Source organism: Pseudoalteromonas sp. Scap06 (genome assembly GCF_013394165.1).
Taxonomy (GTDB): Bacteria; Pseudomonadota; Gammaproteobacteria; order Enterobacterales; family Alteromonadaceae; genus Pseudoalteromonas.
This window is the reverse complement of record NZ_CP041330.1, coordinates 2032702-2056391: the sequence shown is the minus strand read 5'-3', so window position 1 is coordinate 2056391 and position 23690 is coordinate 2032702. Positions and strand designations below refer to the sequence as shown.

Below are 23690 nucleotides of genomic sequence, written 5' to 3'. Positions count from 1 at the left end.
TATTTTTATGCTAAAATCTCGCCACTTTTTACAACCACAAGTTTATTATGCTCGAAGCCTTATTCAAAATCCGTGCAAATGATTCTTCGGTTCGCCGTGAATGTATTGCCGGTATGACTACATTTATTACGATGGTTTATATCGTATTCGTTAACCCAGCTATGCTTGCAGAAGCAGGCATGGACCAAGGTGCTGCCTTTGTTGCAACCTGTATTGCCGCTGCAATAGGGTGTTTTATTATGGGGTTGTGGGCCAATTATCCATTGGCATTGGCACCGGGTATGGGATTAAATGCATTTTTTACCTATGGCGTGGTGTTAGGTATGGGCTATAGCTGGCAAGCAGCGCTGGGCGCGGTGTTTATGTCAGGGTGTATATTTTTAATATTAAGCTTATTTAAGGTGCGAGAGTGGATTATTAATGCAATCCCCCTGGTGCTCAAACAAGCAATAGCAACCGGTATTGGTGCATTTTTAGCGCTTATTGCACTAAAAAGTGCTGGTATTATTGTATCAAGCCCAGCAACACTTGTGCAGCTAGGCGATATAACGTCACCGGGTCCGCTATTAGCTATTTTTAGTTTTTTTATTATTGCGGCATTACTTTATCGCGATTTTAAAAGCGGTGTATTAATTAGTATTTTACTCGTTACCGCGATTGCAGTGTCGATGGGGTTAGTTGAATATCATGGTGTTGTTGCAATGCCACCTTCAATAATGCCAACTTTTATGCAACTTGATTTTAGTGCTGCTTTTGAACTGTCTATGTTGAGTGTTATTTTTGCGTTTCTATTTGTTGATTTATTTGATACCTCAGGTACGTTGGTAGCGGTTACTCAAAAAGCGGGCCTAGCAGATAAAAACGGCAATATGCCGCGCTTGGGTCGCGCATTAAGCGCTGACAGCACTGCAACCATTGCCGGTGCAATGCTAGGTACTTCAACAACAACGTCTTACATAGAATCTGTAGCAGGGGTATCAGTGGGGGGGCGAACGGGCTTAACGGCTGTAGTTGTAGGTTGCTGCTTTTTATTAATGATGTTTTTTGCACCTTTGGCACAAATGGTACCAGCATACGCAACAGCAGGGGCAATCTTATATGTATCTGTTCTAATGCTACAAAACTTAAAGTTTGTAAACTGGGATGATATGACCGATGCAATTCCAGTGAGTGTTGTATTGTTAATGACTCCATTGACCTTTTCAATTGCACACGGTATTGCACTGGGTTTTATTTCTTATACAGCAGTTAAAGTACTGTGTGGTAAAAAAGATCAGGTAAGTATTAGTGTTTGGATTTTAACGGCACTGTTTATTATTAAGTTTGCATTTTTATCTTAATGCTTTTGTTAAATAGCTAGATTTAGTTTGGGTATGTAAATTTATATAGTGACTAAATTTCAGTTATAAAAAAGCCCATACAGTTGTATGGGCTTTTTTATTAGATAATGAATTACCATTTCTTTTTCGGTGCAAACAGTACGTCTAAATCATCTTGCTCTTGTTCGTTCTTTTTCTTCAATGATGTAGCGTTTGATGCCTTTAATTCAGTGCTTATTGTTTCTAGATAGCCTTCAACTTCAACTCGTTTTGCAGTAATGTAATCATCATTAAATGACACACTGTTTAGCGTCGTCGATGCTTTTTCAAAGTACTGCCTAGCAGAGCCAACCATACCGGCTGTTTGAGCTGCTAGACCACGTTTTATCTGGCTTTCAATGTTGATTCTTAGTTGTAGCTTCTCAAGGCGTTTGTCTTCTGCAATAAACGCTTGGCTGTCAACTTTCCCCTTGTTGTGCTCAGAACGGATAATAGTACGGAGCTTTTTTATACCCTGTATTAGTGATATCAGTTGCTTGTCATTACCTGGCAAAACAAAACCATCCGAGCCGTCTTGAATCGGATTTTGTAGTCGCTCTTTTGCTTCTTTTAAGCGGTTTTTTAGTCCGCTACCACCGCTTGAAATAGACACCATATTACTTAGCGCATCATGAATACGACGTTGTAATATTCGCTGAGTTGCTTCTGAAAGAGGGATATTTGCGCTATTCATTAACGCCTCTTCAGTTTCTTCAATGATAGCTTTTTGTTTTGTTAGCTCTTTACGTCGTTCAGCTTCTTGTTTTTCTTTGTGTTGTTGAACAGCACTAACCCACAGTGCAATGACGATAAGCGCAACAATTAATACAATTATAATGGAAACGATCATGTTATAATTCTCAAATTCTTAACCTTATTATCTAATCTTACATTAAATATATAAAAGGTGGGAAACTTTGCGCCGATTAACTAAAAAAAACACCATGCATAAAGCGTTTAAATCTTAATGTGTTATGTTTTGTTTGCTGATAATCATTGCTATCTCAACTTTATTTATTGTGTTAACCTGAAATTTCAATAAATTAATTGTTACATTGTGTAACCTTAATCAGCCTTTATATAGTTACCTATTAATTAGGGTGCGCTTTTATCTGTCAATGTGAATTATAACGAAACTACATAGCCATGAAATTACAACAACTTAGATATATCGTAGAAGTTCAAAATCATAAATTAAATGTTTCAGCTACCGCTGAGAGTTTATTTACCTCCCAGCCTGGTATTTCTAAGCAAGTACGTATGTTAGAAGATGAACTAGGTGTACAAATTTTTGGCCGTAGTGGTAAACATTTAACTCACGTTACAGGTGCTGGCGAAGAAATCATTAACATATCGCGAGAAATACTCTCAAAAGTTGAGGGCATTAAAGCGGTTGCTAATGAACATACGCTGCCCGATCAAGGTAAACTTAATATTGCGACTACGCACACCCAAGCACGTTATGCGTTACCAAGCGTAATTCAAGGCTTTACCCAAAAATACCCAGCAGTGTCACTGCATATGCACCAAGGTACGCCGCAGCAAATATCGGATGCAGCTGCGCGCGGTGATGCAGATTTTGCGATTGCTACTGAAGCACTGCACTTATATTCAGATTTAGTTATGTTGCCTTGTTATCACTGGAATCGCAGTATTGTGGTTGCTAAAGATCACCCCCTTGCGAAAAAAGTCGATAACTTAACGGTGGCAGATATAGCGCAGTATCCTTTGATCACTTATGTATTTGGTTTTACTGGTCGCTCAGAGCTTGATAAAGCATTTAACGCCTATGGGCTTGAGCCGCATATTGTATTTACCGCCACCGATGCCGATGTTATTAAAACGTATGTGCGCCTGGGATTAGGTGTCGGTGTGGTTGCATCTATGGCAATTGACCAGGTAAACGACAGCGACTTAGTGTGCATTGATGCTAGCCATTTATTTGAAGCAAGCACCACTAAGATTGGTTTTAGAAAAGGTAGCTTTTTACGTACCTACATGTATGACTTTATCGAACGTTTTGCACCGCATTTAACCAAAGAGCGAGTAGAGCGAGCAAGTTTGCTGCGTAATCAAGACGATGTTGATAAATTATTTGCTGATATCGAATTGCCAGTTAAATAACCGCCATAAACAGTAATGAAAAAGCCGCTTAGTTTTGCAACTAAGCGGCTTTTTTTATGCTATCTAATTAGCACTCGATAATGTTAACCGCTAATCCACCGCGAGCGGTTTCTTTGTATTTTGTTTTCATATCGTTACCGGTATCGAGCATGGTTTTAATTACTTTATCAAGCGATACTTTTTGTTCTCCACTACCGCGAATAGCAAGACGAGAAGCATTAATTGCTTTAATAGCGCCCATTGCATTACGCTCAATACAAGGTACCTGCACTAAGCCGCCCACTGGATCGCAGGTCAATCCTAAGTTATGTTCCATGCCAATTTCAGCGGCATTTTCTACGTGTACCACGTTACCACCAACAATTTCAGTCAGCGCACCAGCAGCCATTGAACAGGCAACACCAACTTCACCTTGGCAACCCACTTCAGCACCTGAAATAGAGGCATTTTTTTTGTATAAAATACCAATAGCGGCCGCGGTTAATAAATACCGAGTAGCAATGTCGCGATCAACTTCTTTGATAAAAGTATGATAGTACATTAATACGGCTGGTAGGATACCAGCTGCACCATTTGTTGGTGCAGTAACCACACGACCGCCTGCTGCATTTTCTTCATTCACTGCTAATGCGAATAAATCAACCCAATCCATAGCACGAAGTGGATCGTTACTCACTTCTACATTGAGCTTTAAATATAAGCTTGGTGCACGGCGTTTTACTTTCAAACCACCAGGTAAAATACCTTCGGTACGCATACCACGTTCAATACAGGCTTTCATTACTTGCCAAATATTAAATAATTCATCTTTTATGGCTTCTTCACTGCGTAAGGTTTTTTCGTTTTTCATCATTAACGTTGATACGCTGTAACCCGACTCTTTACACATTTCGAGTAATTCTTTAGCCGTTCCAAACGGGAACGGGGCAGGGTTTTCTTCGCGAATATCTAAGGCCGCTTGTTTTTCTTTTTCAAACTCTTCATCTGTAACAATAAACCCGCCACCAATAGAGTAGTAAACTTTGCTATATACTTTTTCGCCATTGTTATAGGCAATAATTTCCATTGCGTTGGAATGTTTAGGGAGTGTTTTTCTACGATGAAAAACAATAGCGCCTTGTTTAGGGAATTTAGCTTTATGAGTTTGGTTTAGATAAATAACCTGCTCATTTTCTATTTTTGCTAAAATATCGTCCACTAAATCGGCATCAATGGTTTCAGGGTCATAACCGGCTAGGCCAAGGATCACTGCTTTTCCCGAACCATGACCAACACCTGTTTGCCCCAGTGAGCCGTAAAGCTCTACTTTTACATCGGTTACATTTGCTAATAGTTGTTGCTCATCTAGGTCATTAACAAATAAGCGTGATGCACGCATTGGGCCGACGGTATGTGACGATGAGGGGCCAATACCAATGCTAAACATGTCAAATGCACTGATCATAATGTGTGTCTCTACTTAGTTTTCTCAGCATTAAGCTGTTCTTTGAACGGTCGACTATAATAACGTGGAAATGCAGGTGTGTAACCCTTATTAGCAAAGATTTAAACTGGTATGGCGAGTTGTTTTGTAAAGTTTTTAATAATGCTGGCTGTGGCACCCCACAAAAGCCCGTGAGGAGTGATAAAGCCATTTAAAGTTAGGGCTTTTCCATTACGTTCAAAGGGGATTGGTTGCCAATTAGCTTCGTTGTTCAGTGCTTTTATAGAGAGTAAAAAGCTGGCTTGTACTTCGTTATGATCGTTCTCCCATACCGTTTCTTTTTTAATTAAGCCCACAAAAGGACGTATAGTAAATCCAGTAAGGGTAGAGTATTCCGGCAGCTGGCCTAAAACTTGAACATTATGCGGGGGAATGTTTAGCTCCTCATGTAATTCACGCAGTGCCGTAGTGCGCAGGTTAACATCATTAATTTCAAATTTACCACCCGGTAAACAAATCTCCCCAGGGTGGTGATGTAAATAGGTTGGCCGCTTACACAATAAAACATGTGCTTCGTTATCTATATCAATCAAAGGTAGCATCACTGCACTGGCGCGCTTTTTTTTATTATCTTTGAGCTGATCCACGGCTAAACTGCGGTTTAATTGAAAACGAGCCGAAATGGTTTCACTATTCAAAGCGACCTTCATTTAATATAGGGAGTATTTTATTTACTTTATCGTATGTTTCTTGATATTCCAATTCGACTTTTGAATCAGCAACAATGCCACCGCCAGCCCAACAATGTATTTGCTGATGATGAGTAACTAAAGTTCGAATGGTAATACTGGTATCCATATTACCGCAGGCGCTAATATAGCCAATAGAGCCACAATAAATACTGCGTCTGTGTGGCTCCAGCTCTTCTATTATTTCCATTGCGCGCACTTTTGGTGCCCCGGTAATAGACCCTCCAGGGAATGCAGCTTCAAGTTGATCGACTGCTGTTTTTCCTTCATCAAGGATGGATGTAACTGTACTTACCAAATGGTGTACTGCCGGAAAGCTTTCAATAGCAAATAAAGAAGGTACAACAACAGAGCCCGGTTTTGCGACTTTACCTAAATCATTTCGTAGCAGGTCTACTATCATTACATTTTCAGCGCGGTCTTTACTGGAATTTTCCAGAAGTGTGGCTTGTTTTGCATCTTCTAAAGCATCGGCTTTACGTGGTAGCGTGCCTTTAATAGGTTTTGTTTCTACCTTGTTGTCGTGCACTGCAATAAAACGCTCGGGTGATATTGATAAAATAGCGCCTTGCGGATGATTTATAAAACTAGAAAAAGGCGCTTTATTGGCCTGCGTTAATTTAACATAAGCCGCCCAAGGAGACCCTTGGTAATGTGCGCTAAAACGCTGCGCTAGGTTAATTTGATAACAATCACCACTTTTTAAGTATTCTTCAATCGCTGCAAACTTTTCGCTATAACTCCTCTGACTCATATTTGACTGCCACTGTGATGTAAGCGAAAAGCTTTCGTGCTTAGGTGGTTGCGTTAAATATTGCTGATACAACCAGAGACGATTTACATTGGGCTGCGAAACATAAAACCAAGTATCCAGTTGTTTATCGTAAATCAGTGCATCAAGGTAAAGTCCAACGGCCATTTGTGGTAAATCAATATCGTTTAAAGCACTGCTTGGCAGTTGCTCTATGGTACGCCCTAAGTCATAACCAAAATAACCAAGCCAGCCACCGTTAAAGGGTAAATTGTGGGCGGCTTTTGTTGTATCAAGCTTAGCTAATTCATCGTTCATTATTTCAAAGCAGCTTTTAGCACTCGCTTGGTTATTAAAAACGGTTAGATTATTTTTAACTTCCAGAGTGCTTTGAGGCTCAATAGCAATTATGTCAAAACGACTGTTAATGTGATCGCTATCACCCGAATCTAGCAAAATGGCGTAGGGCAAATGAGCAAAATGCGAAAATACCTCTATACAATTTTGTGATATGGCTAATTCAACACAATTTTTTTTATTGTTTAGCATTTAGTATCCCTTTAAGAACTGGCTCGAAACGGGCTGGGAGGGTATCATAAGTCAAATTTATTTGGCAGCGTTTAGTGAGCGCTGTGGTTGAAAACAGTTCGAACCACCGTCACGGGTTTGATATCGCTTACGTGCAGCGTGCGTAACAACAACTTAAGGAACCACTATGAGTACAATTCGTCAGCAAGACTTTATTGATAGCATTGAAGATGCCTTGCAATACATCTCGTTTTATCATCCTCTTGATTTTGTTCAAGCGCTAGAAAAAGCGTATAACAAAGAGCAAAGCAAAGCCGCTAAAGATGCGATTGCACAAATCTTAATTAACTCGCGTATGTCGGCAGAAGGTAAGCGCCCGCTGTGTCAGGATACTGGGATCATCACCTGTTTCGTAAAAGTAGGTATGGATGTTAATTGGGATAAAACCGACTTAACAGTACAACAAATGGTAGATGAGGGGACGCGTCGTGCGTACTTAAATCCAGATAACCCATTGCGTGCATCGATTGTTGCCGACCCTGCGGGAACACGTAAAAATACTAAAGATAATACGCCATCAGTTGTACACATTGACTTAGTTGCAGGCGATAAAGTTGAGGTGATGGTGGCTGCTAAGGGTGGTGGCTCAGAGAACAAAAGTAAAATGGTGATGTTAAACCCATCTGACGATGTGGCCGAGTGGGTAGAAAAAACGTTACCAACAATGGGGGCGGGTTGGTGTCCACCAGGTATGCTAGGCATAGGTATTGGTGGCACTGCAGAAAAAGCAGCGGTAATGGCGAAAGAATCATTAATGGATCCGGTTGATATTCATGAACTCATTGAGCGCGGCGCAGAAACAACAGAAGAAAAGCTGCGTTTAGAAATTTTTGAACGTGCGAATAAATTAGGTATTGGTGCGCAAGGTCTTGGCGGTTTAACCACGGTTGTTGATATTAAAATTAAAACGGCGCCAACTCACGCGGCTTCAAAGCCAGTGGTTATGATCCCAAATTGTGCTGCTACGCGCCACGTTCACTTTACGCTTGATGGTTCAGGCCCTGCGAATTTAAAAGCACCTAAATTAGAAGACTGGCCAGAAGTGACTTTCGAAGTCGGTGAGGGCACACGCCGTGTTAATTTAGATACCCTGACTAAAGAAGACACTAAAGAATGGAAAATGGGTGAAACCGTTTTACTCTCAGGTACTATTTTAACGGGTCGAGATGCTGCTCATAAGCGTCTGCAAGATATGATCAACTCAGGGGAAGGTTTACCTGAAGGTGTTGATTTTGATAACAAGTTTATTTACTACGTTGGTCCTGTGGATGCAGTAGGCGATGAAGCAGTAGGTCCTGCAGGCCCGACAACGGCTACTCGTATGGACAAATTTACTGACATGATGTTAGAAAAAACAGGCATCGTGGGAATGATTGGTAAAGCTGAACGTGGCCCTGCAACGGTTGAGTCTATTAAAAAGCATCAGTCAGTGTATTTAATGGCTGTAGGCGGTGCGGCTTATCTAGTATCTAAAGCAATTAAAAAAGCACGTGTTGTTGCCTTTGAAGATTTAGGTATGGAAGCTATCTACGAATTTGAAGTAGAAGATATGCCAGTAACGGTAGCCGTTGACAGCGAAGGTGAAAATGCTCACACCCAAGGTCCTGCAATTTGGAAAGCAAAAATTGAAGAACTAGACAGTAAAATGAAGTAAGTTTTCTGTATAAACAGCAATCATAAAAGCGAGCACCCCGTGCTCGTTTTTTTATTTTTAAAATTTGCAGATACTTAAACACCTCAGACCAGTTTATACTGCGCAGACAGATATTATATAACCCATTGTATTTTATGATGTAGTGTTCTTTTTCAAGATGTACTATTAAGTTTACATATAAATTCAAAGTGACGTTCACGTAAGCGTAAACTTTAATCGCGATGACGTTTTTAGCTTTTATACTTAATAATATAATTATTATTAAATTTTTTATGCTTATTTATCGCGATAAACCGTTTTATTTTTCTATTGAGTGCGGTTTATTTGGTTTATCTACTCATAGTGTGGCGAACCATCAACTGAAGTGATAAAGTCTCGTCAATTTGTAGCGTGCTTGCCCAAAAGGGCCCATTATTTTCGGAGTATTTAAAGTGGTTGTATTTAATCAAGTTGAATTTGATAACCATGAACAAGTGGTTTTTTGTTCAGACAAAGCGTCTGGTTTAAAGGCTATTATTGCGGTACATAACACAAATTTAGGCCCAGCTGTAGGTGGTTGTAGAATGTGGGATTATTCCAACGATGAGGATGCAGTTTACGACGTATTGCGCTTATCAAAAGGGATGACCTATAAAAATGCTGTGGCACGCTTGCCATTTGGTGGTGGTAAGTCAGTTATTATTGGCAATGCAAAAGAGATCAAGTCTGAACAGTTATTCCGTGCATTTGGTCGTCAATTAGAGCGTTTAAATGGCAGTTACTACTCAGCAGAAGACGTAAACATCACCTGTGATGATGTTGCTTTGATGAACAAAGAAACAAATTACGTGCTAGGCCTTGAAGGCAAAAGTGGTAACCCATCGCCATTTACAGCTTACGGCACATTTTTAGGTATGAAAGCAGCACTTCATCACCAACGCGGCATTCAAGATTTTTCAGGCATTAAAGTAGCTGTGCAAGGATTAGGTGCAGTAGCTTATGGATTATGTAAGCATTTGGCTGAAGCTGGTGCACAATTATTTGTTACTGATATTAACCAAGCTGCAGTTGAGCGTGTAGTCAACGATTTTGGTGCAACAGCGGTTGGTATTGATGAAATATACGACTTAGATGTTGATGTATATGCGCCTTGTGCGTTAGGTGCCACTATTAATGACACAACAATCCCTCGCTTAAAAGCGACTATTGTTGCAGGTTGTGCAAATAATCAGCTTGCAGAATCACGCCATGGTGAAATTATACGTGAAAAAGGTATTTTATACGCACCAGATTATGTAATAAATGCAGGCGGTATTATTAACGTGTATTACGAAACAGCGCCTGAAGGTTACAGTAAAGAGGCGTCTAATAAACACGTAGAGAAAATTTTCGATACATTAAGCGAAATATTTACCCGTAGTGAAAAAGAACAAAAATCAACGCATTTAATTGCTGATGAACTTGCTCAAGAAATTATTGAAAACGGACTTTAAGTTTTTTATTTAGTTCAACTAAGGAGCGACTATCGCTCCTTTTTTTATGCCTATATAAGACTTTGGTATAACTACACCCAAAGCATCATTTTAATTAATGCGAATACAGGCAAAGCGAGGTAAAATTTTACTTTTGCTCTGTGTATACTTTATGTCTTCTGCCGATTTATCTCTTCGGGCTATTGATTTTGATCAGTGGCCGCGCAAACAACATTTTGAATTGTTTCAAAACTTCACTCAGCCTTATTTTAATGTTTGTGTAAAGCTCAGTGCTAAAAAGTTATATACCGCGTGTAAACAAACTAATCGTGCTTTTTTTCATGGTTATGTTTATTGCTTATTAAAAGCATGTCATGAGTATGAGCCGATGATGCTGCGTATTGTTAATCAAAAACCTTATTATTTAAACACCACGCGCGCGAGTGTGGTTGAGCTTGCCGATGATGACTCGTTTCGCTTTAGTTATTTTAAACAGCAAAACTCGTTAAATGAGTTTGCTAATAAAGCAAAAGCGATTAGTCATGAAGCAAGGTTAAACCCGCTGTTTTCTGATGCCTTTGCAGCAACTGAAGGACAAGCTGATTTAATTCACGTTTCTGTTTTACCTTGGTTAAACTTTAGCAGCTTTTCGCATGCGTTTACCCAGGGCCAAAGCTGTGGCATCCCTAAATTTGTGTTTGGTCAATACAACCCCGATACAGGCGAAATGCCACTATCAATTGATGTCCATCATGCGTTATTAGATGGACTACATGTGGCTAAGTTCATCCAACGATTGCAACATACATTTGATAGTTTGAGTGATAATACTTAATGAAAAAGTTGTAAATCTTATGTTATTATTTGTTGGTGATGTTTTCTAATTAAATTTTCACCTTGAATTTACTCAAATATAAAAACTAATAATTATAAAGGCAGTGTCTGATGAATCGCTTGGTGATTTTATGTTTCTTGTTGGTGATTTTTACTGTTAATGCTCAGCAACAGACTCGGCTGCCGTTGCGCGATTATTTTTTTGAAACGTGGAATACCCGTTCGGGCCTTCCTCACAATAGCATTAATAGCCTTGCACAAACACAAGATGGCTATTTATGGGTGGCTACTTGGGAAGGGCTTGCCCGCTTTAACGGTCAAGAATTTAAACTATTTACCCGCTCAGAAATTACTGATTTGCCCGATTCAGGCGTACGTGCGCTTACTCCTACATCCGATGGCGGCTTACTCATAGCCGGAGCGCGCGGCGGTATTAGTTTATATCAGCACCGACAATGGGACACTCAACCTAACGCCCAAGCAATGGTTAATCACGTATTTAAGAGTAAAAACGAGGATTTGTGGTTAGCACTTGAAAATGATGGTGTGTTTTATCGACCTGCCAAAAGCACTCAAGATATCCCAATAATACAAAACGTCAGTGCTTACAGAATAATTGAAGATAAGCAGGGCATTATATGGGCGGCAACCAGTGATGGGCTGTATAAAATAGTTAATTACACGCCTACATTGATGACTCCACATCATGGTTTGCCAGATGCACCTGTATATACTCTATTGATTACCCGTGAAGGACGCCTTGTTATTGGAAGTGAAAGAGGTGCGCGAGTATTAAATGGCAATGTGTTTGAGTCACCCCATCCACAGCTTAATGCAGAGTCTATTTCTAGTTTATTAGAAGATAACCATGGTGATTTGTGGTTTGGCACTATTAATAAAGGGGTATTTAGACTCAGTGTTGATGGCATAGAGCAATTAGATGCTAAAAATGGCTTACCTGCAAACCGCATATTGTCGTTATTACAAGACAGAGAAAACAGTATTTGGGTAGGGACCAACGCGGGTGTATTTAGGTTAAGAGAAGCCCCGTTTTCATCGTGGGGAAAAAAGCGAGGCTTATCTAGCGATTATGTACGCACGGTACTGTCACATTCTGATGGCAGTTTATGGATAGGCGGGAGTACAGGCTTAGATCGGCTGCAAAACAATAAAATTACCCATCTTAAAGGTACTAAGCAAGGCTCTCCTTATTCAGTATTGAGCTTACTTGAACAAAGCCAAGGTGATGTTTGGGTCGGTACATACACTTCAGGTGTGTTGAAGGTGGTTAATAACGAGCTTGTACCTTACTTAAATCGTGATAATGGCCTTGGTAGTAATGAAGTACGATCGTTACTTTTTGATTCAAAAAATCGTTTATGGGTAGGTTCAGCCATGGGGTTAACGCGAGTTAATACCGACGGCAGCTTAGACCAATTTACTAATGAGAAAGAGTTGCCGAGTGGCTTTATTCTAGCTTTGAGTGAAGATAAGAGGGCAAATATTTGGATAGGAACTGGCAATGGCGTAGTAGTTTATAATACCAATACGGAGAAATTTCAACCAATTCAGTTCCCTGAAGCGTTTTTGGCTAAATATGCGTTTGGCTTTTATATTGACGATAAATATACCTGGATGGCGACCGATAGAGGTTTATTGCGTTATCAACATTCAAATGGCCATATGACTATTTTAGGGAGGGAGTTAGGATTACCGGTTGATAAGCTTTTTCAAATTGTGCCCTTTAAAGATTCACTTTGGCTATCAAGTAACCGTGGCATTATTGAAGTTAATTATAAGCAGGTTAATCAGCTGCTAGATTCAGCTACAAAAGGTAGTCAGACGCTAGCTTTTCAATTATACGATGAGGGCGATGGCATGCTCAGTGCGCAAGCCAATGGAGGGTCAACGCCTTCGGCTACAGCGCATTCAGATGGTACTATTTGGTTTGCCACCGCAAAAGGGGTGAGTACGGTTAAACCCGCACGATTAAAAGAAGCCACCGAGATACCGTTACCAACTATTGTAGAAAGTTTTTCTGTAGATGGTAAACCCATGTTATTGCCTGTTGATGGTGACACACTTGTTTTGCCACCTGGAGTTACACGACTGTCGTTCCATTATGCGGGCTTAAGTTTTATCATGCCGCAGCGATTAAACTTTCAAACAAAAATGAAAGGCTTTAACGATGAATGGGTTGATCGTTTTCATATTGCAACAGCTGAATATACTAATTTACCCGCGGGTAAATATTCATTTGCAGTGCGTTCTGCCTATCCTAATACCGATTGGCAGCAAAATGACAAAGTGATTCATTTTGAAATTCAATCGCATTTTTGGCAAAAAACCAGCTTTAAGCTAGTGGTGTTTTTTATTTTTGTGGTTGTCATATATAGTGCATATCGTTATCGCTTGTATCGCTATAAGCAAGTAGAAAAAGAGCTAACTAGCCGAGTGGTGAAGCAAACCCAAGCACTGCAAGAGCAAGCTAGTGCCTTTGCTTATCAAGCTACCCATGATCAGCTCACCGACTTACCGAATCGCCGTGCATTTGATGGTTGGCTGGCCGACAACTTTACAGATTTTAAAGCGCGTAATACTCCGCTTGCGATTGCCATTATGGATATTGACCACTTTAAACGCATTAATGATGGTTGGTCTCATTTGATTGGCGATCAGGTTATATGTGAAGTCGCCAATATTCTTAAAGCGCATTGTGAAGGCGAGCAAGAAGTGGCTCGTTGGGGCGGTGAAGAATTCACATTTGTATTTCCTGACATGAATACTGTGCAAGCACAGAAATTATGTGAACAATTACGCAAAGAAATTGAAAATAAAGACTTTTCGTCTATTGCCCAAGGGCTTAGCGTAACCGTGAGCTTTGGTGTTTCTGACTCAGATAACGTCGATGATTATGATCGGTTATTATCTCGTGCTGATCAAGCTTTATACAAGGCAAAAAACAATGGCCGAAATAGGGTTGAGTGCATAGCTTCCTAAAAAGAGCTGCTTTAATGCGTTAAATCGTTTTTTCCGACAGCTTTTATCATATAGAGAATTTCAACTTCTTTATTATTTGTGTAGGTTAAGTTAATTCATTAAGTAATTATATGTAAGCATAAGTAATATTAATTAACTTTATTTTAATTTGGGTGCTATACCTTGTGTACCCATTAGGGGTTTTTTTGCTTTTTACTTAAGGAATATAAGATGAAAAACAAGATAATTAATATTACATTCGCAAGTCTTCTAGGGGCCTCACCCGTGGTATTAGCAGAAGGCGATAAGCATGATGACTTTTTGTTTACTAAACAGGCTTTAGCATCACTCAAGCTTAACTCTTTACTGACTATTGATGATACGCAATTTGTGTTTAATGACTCATTATTAAACGAAGATTGGGATAACTTTTTTTCTTTGCATGCGTCAGCAATTGAAGATAAAAAAGAGCTCATTTTACACTGGGCAGGTTATACCAGTATTAATCCAAAAGTAATTTTAGCGCTGATAGAGCAACAAAGTGGCTTACTTTCAAACCCAAATGCTGATATTGAGAACCCTTTAGCTGGTATAACAGACAAGCATGGTTTTGATGCGCAAGTAAAAGACGTAGTGATGAAATTAAGTCAACGCTTTTATGCATATAAGCAGTGGCAAGAGTCACAAGATAAGTTAAAAAAACGCAATCAGGCAACCCAAACTACGAGTAGCACAGCTGCAACTGCGGCTCTAGTAAGTCTGTTTGCAGATAGCGATAGACTGGCATCAAACTCTAAAAATAATCAACAGACTTTGACTGAGTTTTTAGCTACGTTTGACCGTGTATTTCCTAGTAACACTAGTCAATTGCAACGTTCATTGAATAGTGTAGATCAAAATAATGAAAAGCAACTTTTAGCCGCTAGTTTTGAAATGAATTTACCGTGGCCGTCTGGCTATTGGTACAGTGGTGGCGCTCACTCAAATACAGGTTCTGGCTACCCATACTCATCACTTGATTTTAACAATGGCTCTGGTGGCTGGGGCGCTAATACTCCGTTTGTTCAAGCTGCGCATGGCGGAACGGTAACTCGCTTTTCTTCCTGCAATATTCGAGTAACACACGCCAGTGGCTATTCAACCAACTACTACCACATGTCAAACCTTCAATATAGCAGTGGTGATTATGTTCAACCTGGTGCATGGTTAGGTCGCTATGCAAATAATTATAATCAAGCATTGTGTGAGGGCGGCCAATCATCAGGTCCTCATGTCCACTTTACTTTATTGTATAATGGGCAACAGGTTTCTCTGCATAATAAATATATAAGTGAGCATCGCATTGATGTTGGCTCAAGTAATTATGACACCAACTGTAATCGTTTCTATTTTGAACGATATGGCTATCGTACATGTGCATGGCAGCCTTTGTATCGCTAGAATGATATAAATAAACAGTTCACTTGTTAAAGAAAAGGCCACGCTCTAACAGATGTGTGGCTTTTTATTTAGTGTTAAATAATTGAATTCTAGTTTTATGGACCAATTAATACTGTATAGATAATTATAGGGCTATTAAATGGTAAACGGATTATTGATTTTCTTACTTTTTGCGTTTGTCGTTATTTTTTGGCGTTGGCCTGATATTCAAAATACTCTGTGGCGCCGTAAATACAGTCATTTATCATTAAGCCCACAACAGCATGCGCTGTTGCTGCGGGCTATGCCAATTTATAACAAAATGACTGATGCAGATCGAGCCAAGTTGGCTCGTCATATTGTGTGGTTTTTAAATGAAAAGCGCTTTGTTGGCTGTGATGGGTTGCAACTAACTGAAGCAATGAAACTCATTATTGCCGCCGATGCTTGCCTGCTGGTACTAAATAAACCTTGGCCTTTGTATAAAAACGTGAAGGAAATTTTACTCTATCCCAGCGCCTATTATGCGCCTCAATCAAGTCGCGATAACGCAGGACTTGTTAGTTTTCATAATACCGTAAGGCAAGGTGAGTCATGGCCAGGAGGCACACTGGTGCTGAGCTGGCATGATGTGCTTGAGGGTAACCGCTTACCCAGTGACGGGCATAATTTAGTGTTTCATGAGTTTGCGCATCAACTTGATCAAGAGACCGGTAAAACCACCGGCACGCCATTACTTACATCACAGACTCACTATCAACAATGGGGCAAGGTATTTAGCCGAGCGTTTTCGCAGTTAAAAACACACGTTGCTTATAACATGCCGCATGTTATTCATAGCTACGGAGCCACAAATGAGGCAGAATTTTTTGCGGTGATCACCGAAACGTTCTTAGAAAAACCCGCAGATTTACGCCGCGATGACCCTGAAATTTACCGTTTGCTGGTAGATTTTTATCAATTTGATCCTATTGTTTGGCATTAATTTTATGCACTTCATCCTATTACGCTGGTAACTTGCTAGCGTTTTTGTTGCAATCATGTAATAGAGCAACACACAGCAACAATAATAAGTGAGATAAGCATGAAGAAAATGCTGCAAACAGCGCTTGCGTTATCAGTTTCATTGGCATTGGGTCAAGTACACGCAGAGCAAACAGATGAAAAAAAATGGCAAGTTGATTCACCAAAAGGGCAATTTGTAGATGCTTCTATTAGTGTAGAGCAAGGCACATGGATGAATGTAGATATAAGCCCTGATGGAGAAACCTTAGTATTTGACTTACTGGGCGATATTTACACTATGCCAATGAGTGGTGGTAAAGCCACTCAAATAACCTCAGATATCGCATGGCAAATGCAGCCGCGTTTTAGCCCAGATGGTAAACATATCGCATTTACCTCAGATCAGGGGGGCGGTGATAATATTTGGGTTATGGACGTTAATGGCGAGAATCAAACTGCAGTAACGGACGAAACGTTTCGTTTACTTAATAGCCCGGCATGGAGCCCTGATGGCGATTATTTAGTTGCACGTAAGCACTTTACCGCCAGTCGTTCTTTGGGCGCGGGTGAAGTTTGGCTTTATCACAAAGCGGGTGGTAAAGGGGTACAACTGACTAAACGTGAAAACGATCAAAAAGATTTAGGTGAGCCGATGTTTTCACCTGATGGCCGTTATGTTTATTTTTCTCATGATGCCACCCCAGGTAAAACCTTTCATTACTCAAAAGATTCGGTTGCGGGTATTTATAAAATTAAGCGCTATGATCGTGAAACCGGTGAAATAGAAACGATTATTAGTGGTATGGGTGGGGCAATCAGACCAACTCCGTCACCTGATGGTAAAAAACTTGCCTATGTAAAGCGTGATGACTTTCAAACTAGCTTGTACTTATACGATTTAACCAGCGGTGAGCATACCAAGCTATATGACAAGCTAGAGCGCGATATGCAAGAAACATGGGCTATTCATGGGGTATACCCAACAATTGCGTGGACACCAGATAATGAAGAGTTAGTATTTTGGGCTGGTGGCACCATTCATAAACTCAATGTCGATGATAAATCTGTCAGCGATATTGCATTCAAAATAGACACCACGAAAAAAATTCAAAAAGCGGTGCGCTTTACTCAAAATATCGATACTGAAGAATTTGATGTAAAAATGCTGCGAAATGTACAAATTAGCCCAGATGGTGAAACGGCATTGTTTGAAGCACTGGGTCATATTTATAAACGCGATTTAGACTCAGGAAAAATCAAACGTTTAACCAAGCAAACCGATCATTATGAGTTATTTCCACAGTACTCGCGTGATGGTAAAAAAATTGTCTACACCACGTGGGACGATAACGAACAAGGCACAGTGCGCGTTGTCTCTGCACGAAGTGGTCGCGGCGATACGATTACCGATGAACCGGGTAAATATGTAGAGCCTACCTTTAGCCCTGATGGCAAAACTGTAGTTTATCGTAAAGCCAGTGGTGGCAGTATTTTAAATCCTAAATGGTCACTGCACCCTGGGGTTTACAGTGTCAGTGCTAAAGGCGGTAAGAGTGAACTAATTTCTAAAAGTGGTTATCAACCGCAGTTTGGTAGTGCCAATGACCGTGTTTATATTATGAGCCCATGGCCTAAACCAACGTTAAGTGTGGTTGAGCTTGAAAGTAAAAAAGTGCGCAAACTCTATGAATCAGAGCATGCCACTGAATTTAGGGTATCGCCTGATGGTGAGTACTTAGCATTTGCAGAGCGCTTTAAAGTGTTTGTAACACCGTTTGTTGAGCGTGGTAAGACCATTAATATTGGGCCTAAAGACAGCCAATTTCCAATTGAGCAATTATCTGTTCGTGCTGGTGAAAATATTAGCTGGAGTGCCAACAGCAATAAACTCTATTGGACACTTGGCCCTGAGCTATACCATGCCAGTTTAGAGGGAATGTTTGCTATTAATAAAGCCGATGACCAAGGGGTTAAAGTCAAAAGCGGGACTAACATTGGTTTTAGCAAAAAAATGGCTGAACCAGAAGGCATGATTGCCTTAACTGGCGCAAAAATTATTACCATGGACGGCGAAAAAGTCATTGAAAATGGCGTTATTGTTACCGATGGTAAACATATTAAAGCTATTGGCTCTGCTGCAGATATTAGCATTCCAAAAAATGCTGAGATTGTTGATGTAACAGGCAAAACAATTATGCCTGGTATGGTTGATGCACATGCACATGGCTCACAAGCAAGCGATGAAATTATCCCACAACAAAACTGGAAAAACTTTGCAGGCCTTGCGCTAGGTGTTACCACCATCCACGATCCATCAAACGACACCACTGAAATATTCACTGCCAGTGAAATGCAAAAAGCCGGTATGATTGTCGGCCCGCGTATTTTTTCTACTGGTACTATTTTATATGGCGCGAATATGCCTGGTTATACTTCGCATATTGATTCATTAGATGATGCTAAATTTCATTTAGAACGCTTGAAAAAAGTAGGGGCGTTTAGTGTTAAGTCTTATAACCAACCTCGCAGAGAGCAGCGTCAGCAAGTGATTGAGGCTGGTCGTGAACTTGAAATGATGGTAGTGCCAGAAGGGGGCTCATTATTACAACATAACTTGAGTATGGTGGTTGATGGGCATACAGGGATTGAGCATTCCATTCCGGTTGAACATATTTATGATGATATTAAGCAGTTGTGGTCACAAAGTGATGTAGGTTATACGCCTACATTGGTGGTTGCCTATGGCGGTATTTGGGGTGAAAACTACTGGTACGATAAAACTGATGTGTGGAATCATCCTCGATTGAGCAAGTTTGTGCCAAAAAATCAATTATTACCACGTTCAATGCGTCGTGTTAAAGCGCCTGATCATCACTATAACCACTTTAACAATGCACGTGTGGCAGCTGAACTACAAGATTTAGGTGTACTGGTTAATTTAGGTGCACATGGTCAGCGTGAAGGTTTAGGTGCGCACTGGGAAATGTGGATGTTTGCTCAAGGTGGTATGACGCCGCTTGAGGCTATTCGAGCATCAACGCTCGATCCTGCTAAATACCTAGGTTTAGATAAAAACGTAGGCTCATTAGAAGTCGGTAAACTGGCAGATTTAATGGTTATTGATGGCGACCCACTGAAAAACATCCGCGATTCAGACAAAATTGATTACACCATGATCAACGGCCGCTTGTTCGACGCAGCAACGATGAACGAAGTTGGTAAAAAACAACGTGCCCCATTATTTTTTGAATAATGTATAGGCTTACTGATAAAAAAGCGGCTAGTCGGTCGCTTTTTTTATGCTGTATTTATCTAAACAGCTAGAGCTCAGATTAATTATTATGTAGTTAATAACAAGTGACGGGCATAAAAAAAACCGCTTAACGCGGTTTCTTTTAAACTGAGCACTCAGTAAATTACACTACACCGCGCGGTAGGCGACAGTCGTGATCTTTACGAGCAAGCTCTACTATCCAAAGCTCTTCTGCTGTGTAACCTTCTTCGTTCTCAGTGATCACGGTGAAAGGCGCTTTTTTCTGTGCTTTTACAGGAGCAGCTTTTTTAGTTTTTTTAGCGGGTGCTTTTACTGCAGCTTTTTTTGTAGACTTTCCAGAGCTTAATTCTTTAGTCAGCTCTGCTACATCAGCTAGGCGCATATTCTTGCCACCATCAACGCTGTACCAGCCAGGTTTAGTTGTTATTTCAGGTTTTTTACCGTTGGCAGCTTCATATGCAGCTTCAAAGGCAGATAACACTTCTGTTTTGTCTAGTTTGCTCATCAGAGACCCTATACGTTGTTTTCACAGATAAAGAAGAGGTATTTATACCTATTTTAGAACTGTTTTTCAATTTTTTGCGATTTTCCTTTCATTTTTAGCGCATAACCGCCAAAATTTGTACAAAATTCAGTGCAAAGTAAGGTAAGTAGTATGCAACGTAGAGAATTTAATCAACTGTTAAACACGTTATTGAAACCAGAAACCATTAACGATTTTTGTCCAAACGGGCTTCAGGTAGAAGGTAAAGATGAGATACGCACCATAGTAACCGGTGTTACAGCAAGCCAAGCACTTATTGATGCCGCCATTGAAAAAAATGCCGATGCTATTTTGGTACACCATGGCTATTTTTGGAAAGGTGAGTCGCAACCAATTACTGGCATGAAAAAACGTCGTGTGGCTGCGCTTTTAGCTAACGACATTAATTTATTTGCTTATCATTTGCCATTAGATATTCACCCTGAAATTGGCAATAACGCTCAACTAGCGCAATTACTGGATATTGAAATTGAGGTGGGTTTAGAGCCAATTAACAACAGTGTCGCAATGAGAGGACGGTTAAAAACGCCGATAACGGGGTGCGAATTTGCTAAAAAAATAGGCCAAGTACTCAATCGCGAGCCACTGACAAGTTTAGTGCGTAATGATAAAATTGAAACCATTGCGCTGTGCACTGGTGGTGGGCAAGGGTATATTGACTTAGCAGCCGAGCAGGGGTTAGATGCTTACTTAACCGGTGAGGCATCAGAGCAAACTATTCACAGTTCACGTGAACAAAATATCGACTTTTTTGCTGCAGGCCACCATGCCACTGAGCGATACGGTATTAAAGCGCTGGGAGAGCTTCTCGCAGAGCAATATAGTTTTGACGTAACATTTATTGATATAGATAACCCAGTGTAAACGCTTGCTGTAAAAGCAATGTCATTAATATAACCTACTCATCATTTATCCTGAGTAGGTTATTTAAAATATTCAAAAAAAACTAACTACTTTATCAAGCCAAAGGAAGCTTCTATTGCATTGGTACATAACAGATCTTTCGCTGCAATTATCCCGTTTAAATTAAAATGTTATTTTCTCGCCGCCAGGCAATTCAACATAAAGGTATAAAATGGAAGGCATGTTGGATTTAATACAGCAATATGGGTTGTTGGTTTATTTGTTACTTTTTGGTTATTGTGCTTTAAAAAGTGGGTGGTTACCCTTATTTGCAGGCTATGCTGCACATACCGGTGCACTTGATGTTGGTTATGTTGCTCTGGTAGCTTTTACGGGCGGATATTTGGGGGATGAATTACGATTTGCTCTCGCAAGAACATATGGCACTACATGGCTTGAAAAGCCAAACCGACTAGGTCGGTTATTTAAAAGAGCCACTGAGCTTGCAAATCGTTATGGCACTGCCTACATTTTTTTATATCGGTATCCAAAAGGGCTTCGTACTATTGGTGCTCTACCGATTGGGCTCACCTCGATTAGTTGGCGCCGTTTTAGCCTATTAAACGCATGCTCTGCACTGGTTTGGGTCGTTGTTTTAGTTGGTGGAGGCTTTACTTTTGGCGCTACCTTTGATTCTTTAGGGGTTGAGAACCTAACAGCCCTCAGTTTATTATTTCTTTGTGTATTCTTGCTCACACTGTATCGTCTTTGGAACCAGGCTGCAGAGGTTAAAACCCATCAACAATAACAAATATAGGCTTGTTTATAGCTAATCGTGTTTTTTATTTTTTAATACCCCCTGTTAATAAACTAATTACCGCAGTTTTTCAGGGGGATAATATATTTAGCTAAATAAAGATTTAATAAATCAAAGAGCTTCCGGATTTATTGTACGACGTATTTTTATCCATGCATCACCGACAACTTCATGGGCAAATTGAGTTACCACTAATAATGCTTTTGCGTTGGGTATGAGTTGCTTGTACCGCGGGTAAGCGGCAAAGTTGTGGTAGTCAGTTGCTGCTGGGATTGCTGCGACACCTTGTGCATTGAATAAATTTATTGCTCTGGGCATATGACTTACAGAGGTAACTAAAGCGGTATTATAGTCGACAAGTTTTGAGGCTAAAAATGCGGCTTCTTGCGCTGTGTCCATTGCGTTTGGATTTTGTACAATACGATTTTTATTAATACCCAAGCTAATTGCCGTTTTATACATGAGTGCGCTGTTGGTGATTTTTTCATAACCCCCACCCGATACAATTAGCTGAGCTCGCGGATATATATTTGCGAGCCTAATGCCTTCCACTAAACGTGTTAATGCACAATTTCCTAGCTGACTGTTAGCGCTGAGTGCCGGGTTAGGGTTTATATCACAGCCAAGCACCACAATTTTGTCTATTTTGGGGTGCTTAAGGAAATTAAAAGCCAATGAAGTAGGTTGATTATGTTTAATCAATAAGTTGGCAAACCAAGGCGTGCTGGCAAGTAATAAGGTTGCGAGACTCAAAAAAGATAAGGTAATAACACGCTTTCGTTGTTTGAGTGCAAAAATAAGTAGTATCAGACTAAGCAAGCCCAGTAAAGGTAACGGCATAAGTAAGCCGCCCAGTATTTTTTTAAGTTCAAACATAATGAGTAACACAGTTGAATATATTTACCAATATGTTACTCATAAGCTTAAGATTTATCGACCGTTATTTAATTTACAGGTGTTTAAAAAGTGACGGTAAACTGGATTGTCTTTCATCTCTTTTTTCATCGCTAAGTACATCGGGCGGGTTAAACCCAGTGCGCCCAATGGAATTGACTTAATTAACCCCTGGCTTTCATAAGGGGTAACTAGCCAGTCGGGTAGGGCCGCTACCCCCATACCTGCACTGACTAATTGAAATATAAGTAAGCCTTGATCAACTGTTTTAAGCGTGCCGTCAAAACGTGCATTTTGAATAAAATGCTTAAATATATCTTGGCGCTCACGCGGAATAGGGTAAGAAATAATAGTTTCGTTTTTTAAATCAAGCGCAGTTACGTAGGCTTTTTTAGCTAAGTCATGATCCGGCGCCACTATTAGCTTAAGTTTAAAGTCAAATAGGTGGGCGTATTCTAGTTTGTCGGGTTCACGCACATCTGATGTAAGCACTAGGTCTAATTCATCATTTAATAAATCTGGGATGGCGTCGTAACTAAAACCACGCTCGTAATCAATCTTTATGTCAGGCCAGAAATTATTAAATTCTTTAATAGTAGGCAATAACCAGTGAAAGCATGCATGGCATTCAACACTTAGACGCAGTTGTGAGATTGGCTGATTTAAACTTTCCTTTAATCGGCATTTAGTTGCTTCTAACTTAGGTAATATTTCGTGTGCCAATTCAAGTAATAACATACCTTGAGGTGTAAATCGGACTGGTTGAGTTTTTCGTTCGAACAACTGGCAATCTAATTTATTTTCTAAATCTTTAATCTGATGCGATAAAGCTGACTGAGTTAAAAATAGCTCGCGGGCTGTATTAACTAACGATCCCGTTTCTTTGAGGGTCGCTATAGTTTTTAGGTGTTTAATGTCAATCATCTTTAATAAATCTCATGGCTGTGGTGAGTATTGCTTAGATTAACTACATACTACGCCTA

General features: G+C 40.1%; 18 protein-coding genes. 11 read left to right on the top strand and 7 right to left on the bottom strand.

The features are described from left to right. Positions 1–47: 47 nt before the first annotated feature. On the top strand, positions 48–1340 hold the full coding sequence (locus FLM47_RS09395; protein WP_054201141.1) for an NCS2 family permease: 1293 nt from the start codon (positions 48–50) through the stop codon (positions 1338–1340). A 112-nt stretch (positions 1341–1452) separates the two neighbouring features. Here the strand turns inward: FLM47_RS09395 and FLM47_RS09390 are convergent, their stop codons facing one another. Continuing rightward, positions 1453–2208, bottom strand: coding sequence for a hypothetical protein (locus tag FLM47_RS09390; RefSeq protein WP_075169051.1), 756 nt, complete (start codon positions 2206–2208; stop codon positions 1453–1455). Positions 2209–2504: 296 nt separating this feature from the next. On the opposite strand from FLM47_RS09390, the gene cysB reads away from it, so the two are divergent. Further along, positions 2505–3482: an HTH-type transcriptional regulator CysB gene (gene cysB / locus FLM47_RS09385; protein ID WP_054201139.1), complete on the top strand. Its 978-nt coding sequence runs from the start codon at positions 2505–2507 to the stop codon at positions 3480–3482. Positions 3483–3549: 67 nt separating this feature from the next. On the opposite strand, the gene FLM47_RS09380 is transcribed toward cysB, so the two are convergent. The 3 genes from FLM47_RS09380 to pabB form a co-directional block, all read right to left on the bottom strand. Further along, entirely contained in the window at positions 3550–4926 is a 1377-nt protein-coding gene (locus FLM47_RS09380) for an L-serine ammonia-lyase (RefSeq protein ID WP_054201138.1), read from the bottom strand. A 101-nt stretch (positions 4927–5027) separates the two neighbouring features. Then, positions 5028–5603, bottom strand: a complete 576-nt coding sequence (locus FLM47_RS09375; protein WP_054201137.1) for a CoA pyrophosphatase — start codon at positions 5601–5603, stop codon at positions 5028–5030. Further along, on the bottom strand, positions 5596–6954 hold the full coding sequence (pabB, locus tag FLM47_RS09370) for an aminodeoxychorismate synthase component I (protein WP_178956244.1): 1359 nt from the start codon (positions 6952–6954) through the stop codon (positions 5596–5598). The genes FLM47_RS09375 and pabB overlap by 8 nt, the downstream gene beginning before the upstream one ends. Before the next feature lie 166 nt (positions 6955–7120). Here pabB and FLM47_RS09365 point away from each other — a divergent pair, with 166 nt between their 5' ends. The 7 genes from FLM47_RS09365 (at position 7121) to FLM47_RS09335 (ending at position 19588) form a co-directional block, all read left to right on the top strand. Then, positions 7121–8647, top strand: coding sequence for a fumarate hydratase (locus FLM47_RS09365; protein ID WP_010388533.1), 1527 nt, complete (start codon positions 7121–7123; stop codon positions 8645–8647). A gap of 431 nt (positions 8648–9078) precedes the next feature. Then, on the top strand, positions 9079–10119 hold the full coding sequence (locus tag FLM47_RS09360; RefSeq protein ID WP_178956243.1) for a Glu/Leu/Phe/Val dehydrogenase: 1041 nt from the start codon (positions 9079–9081) through the stop codon (positions 10117–10119). 151 nt (positions 10120–10270) lie between these two features. Next, positions 10271–10933: a CatA-like O-acetyltransferase gene (locus tag FLM47_RS09355; protein ID WP_178956242.1), complete on the top strand. Its 663-nt coding sequence runs from the start codon at positions 10271–10273 to the stop codon at positions 10931–10933. Between the two features lie 110 nt (positions 10934–11043). Next, positions 11044–13932 carry a ligand-binding sensor domain-containing diguanylate cyclase gene (locus FLM47_RS09350; protein WP_178956241.1) on the top strand — a complete coding sequence of 963 codons (2889 nt, stop codon included), beginning with the start codon at positions 11044–11046 and terminating at the stop codon, positions 13930–13932. 210 nt (positions 13933–14142) lie between these two features. Further along, positions 14143–15351, top strand: coding sequence for a M23 family metallopeptidase (locus tag FLM47_RS09345; RefSeq protein WP_178956240.1), 1209 nt, complete (start codon positions 14143–14145; stop codon positions 15349–15351). 139 nt (positions 15352–15490) lie between these two features. Beyond that, complete coding sequence (locus FLM47_RS09340; RefSeq protein WP_010388541.1) at positions 15491–16315, top strand: M90 family metallopeptidase; 825 nt, start codon at positions 15491–15493, stop codon at positions 16313–16315. A gap of 99 nt (positions 16316–16414) precedes the next feature. Continuing rightward, positions 16415–19588, top strand: coding sequence for an amidohydrolase family protein (locus FLM47_RS09335; protein WP_138622070.1), 3174 nt, complete (start codon positions 16415–16417; stop codon positions 19586–19588). Positions 19589–19751: 163 nt separating this feature from the next. Here the strand turns inward: FLM47_RS09335 and FLM47_RS09330 are convergent, their stop codons facing one another. Further along, positions 19752–20114, bottom strand: coding sequence for a hypothetical protein (locus FLM47_RS09330; protein ID WP_010388549.1), 363 nt, complete (start codon positions 20112–20114; stop codon positions 19752–19754). 150 nt (positions 20115–20264) lie between these two features. On the opposite strand from FLM47_RS09330, the gene FLM47_RS09325 reads away from it, so the two are divergent. Together FLM47_RS09325 and FLM47_RS09320 are read left to right on the top strand one after the other, a co-directional pair. Continuing rightward, positions 20265–21017 carry a Nif3-like dinuclear metal center hexameric protein gene (locus FLM47_RS09325; protein ID WP_178956239.1) on the top strand — a complete coding sequence of 251 codons (753 nt, stop codon included), beginning with the start codon at positions 20265–20267 and terminating at the stop codon, positions 21015–21017. A gap of 211 nt (positions 21018–21228) precedes the next feature. Next, positions 21229–21804, top strand: coding sequence for a DedA family protein (locus FLM47_RS09320; RefSeq protein ID WP_178956238.1), 576 nt, complete (start codon positions 21229–21231; stop codon positions 21802–21804). Positions 21805–21924: 120 nt separating this feature from the next. Here FLM47_RS09320 and FLM47_RS09315 read toward each other — a convergent pair whose 3' ends face one another. Beyond that, complete coding sequence (locus FLM47_RS09315; protein WP_178956237.1) at positions 21925–22689, bottom strand: YdcF family protein; 765 nt, start codon at positions 22687–22689, stop codon at positions 21925–21927. A 54-nt stretch (positions 22690–22743) separates the two neighbouring features. Further along, positions 22744–23631 (bottom strand): LysR family transcriptional regulator, encoded by an 888-nt coding sequence (locus FLM47_RS09310; RefSeq protein ID WP_138609418.1) that lies wholly within the window; start codon positions 23629–23631, stop codon positions 22744–22746. Positions 23632–23690 lie beyond the last annotated feature (59 nt).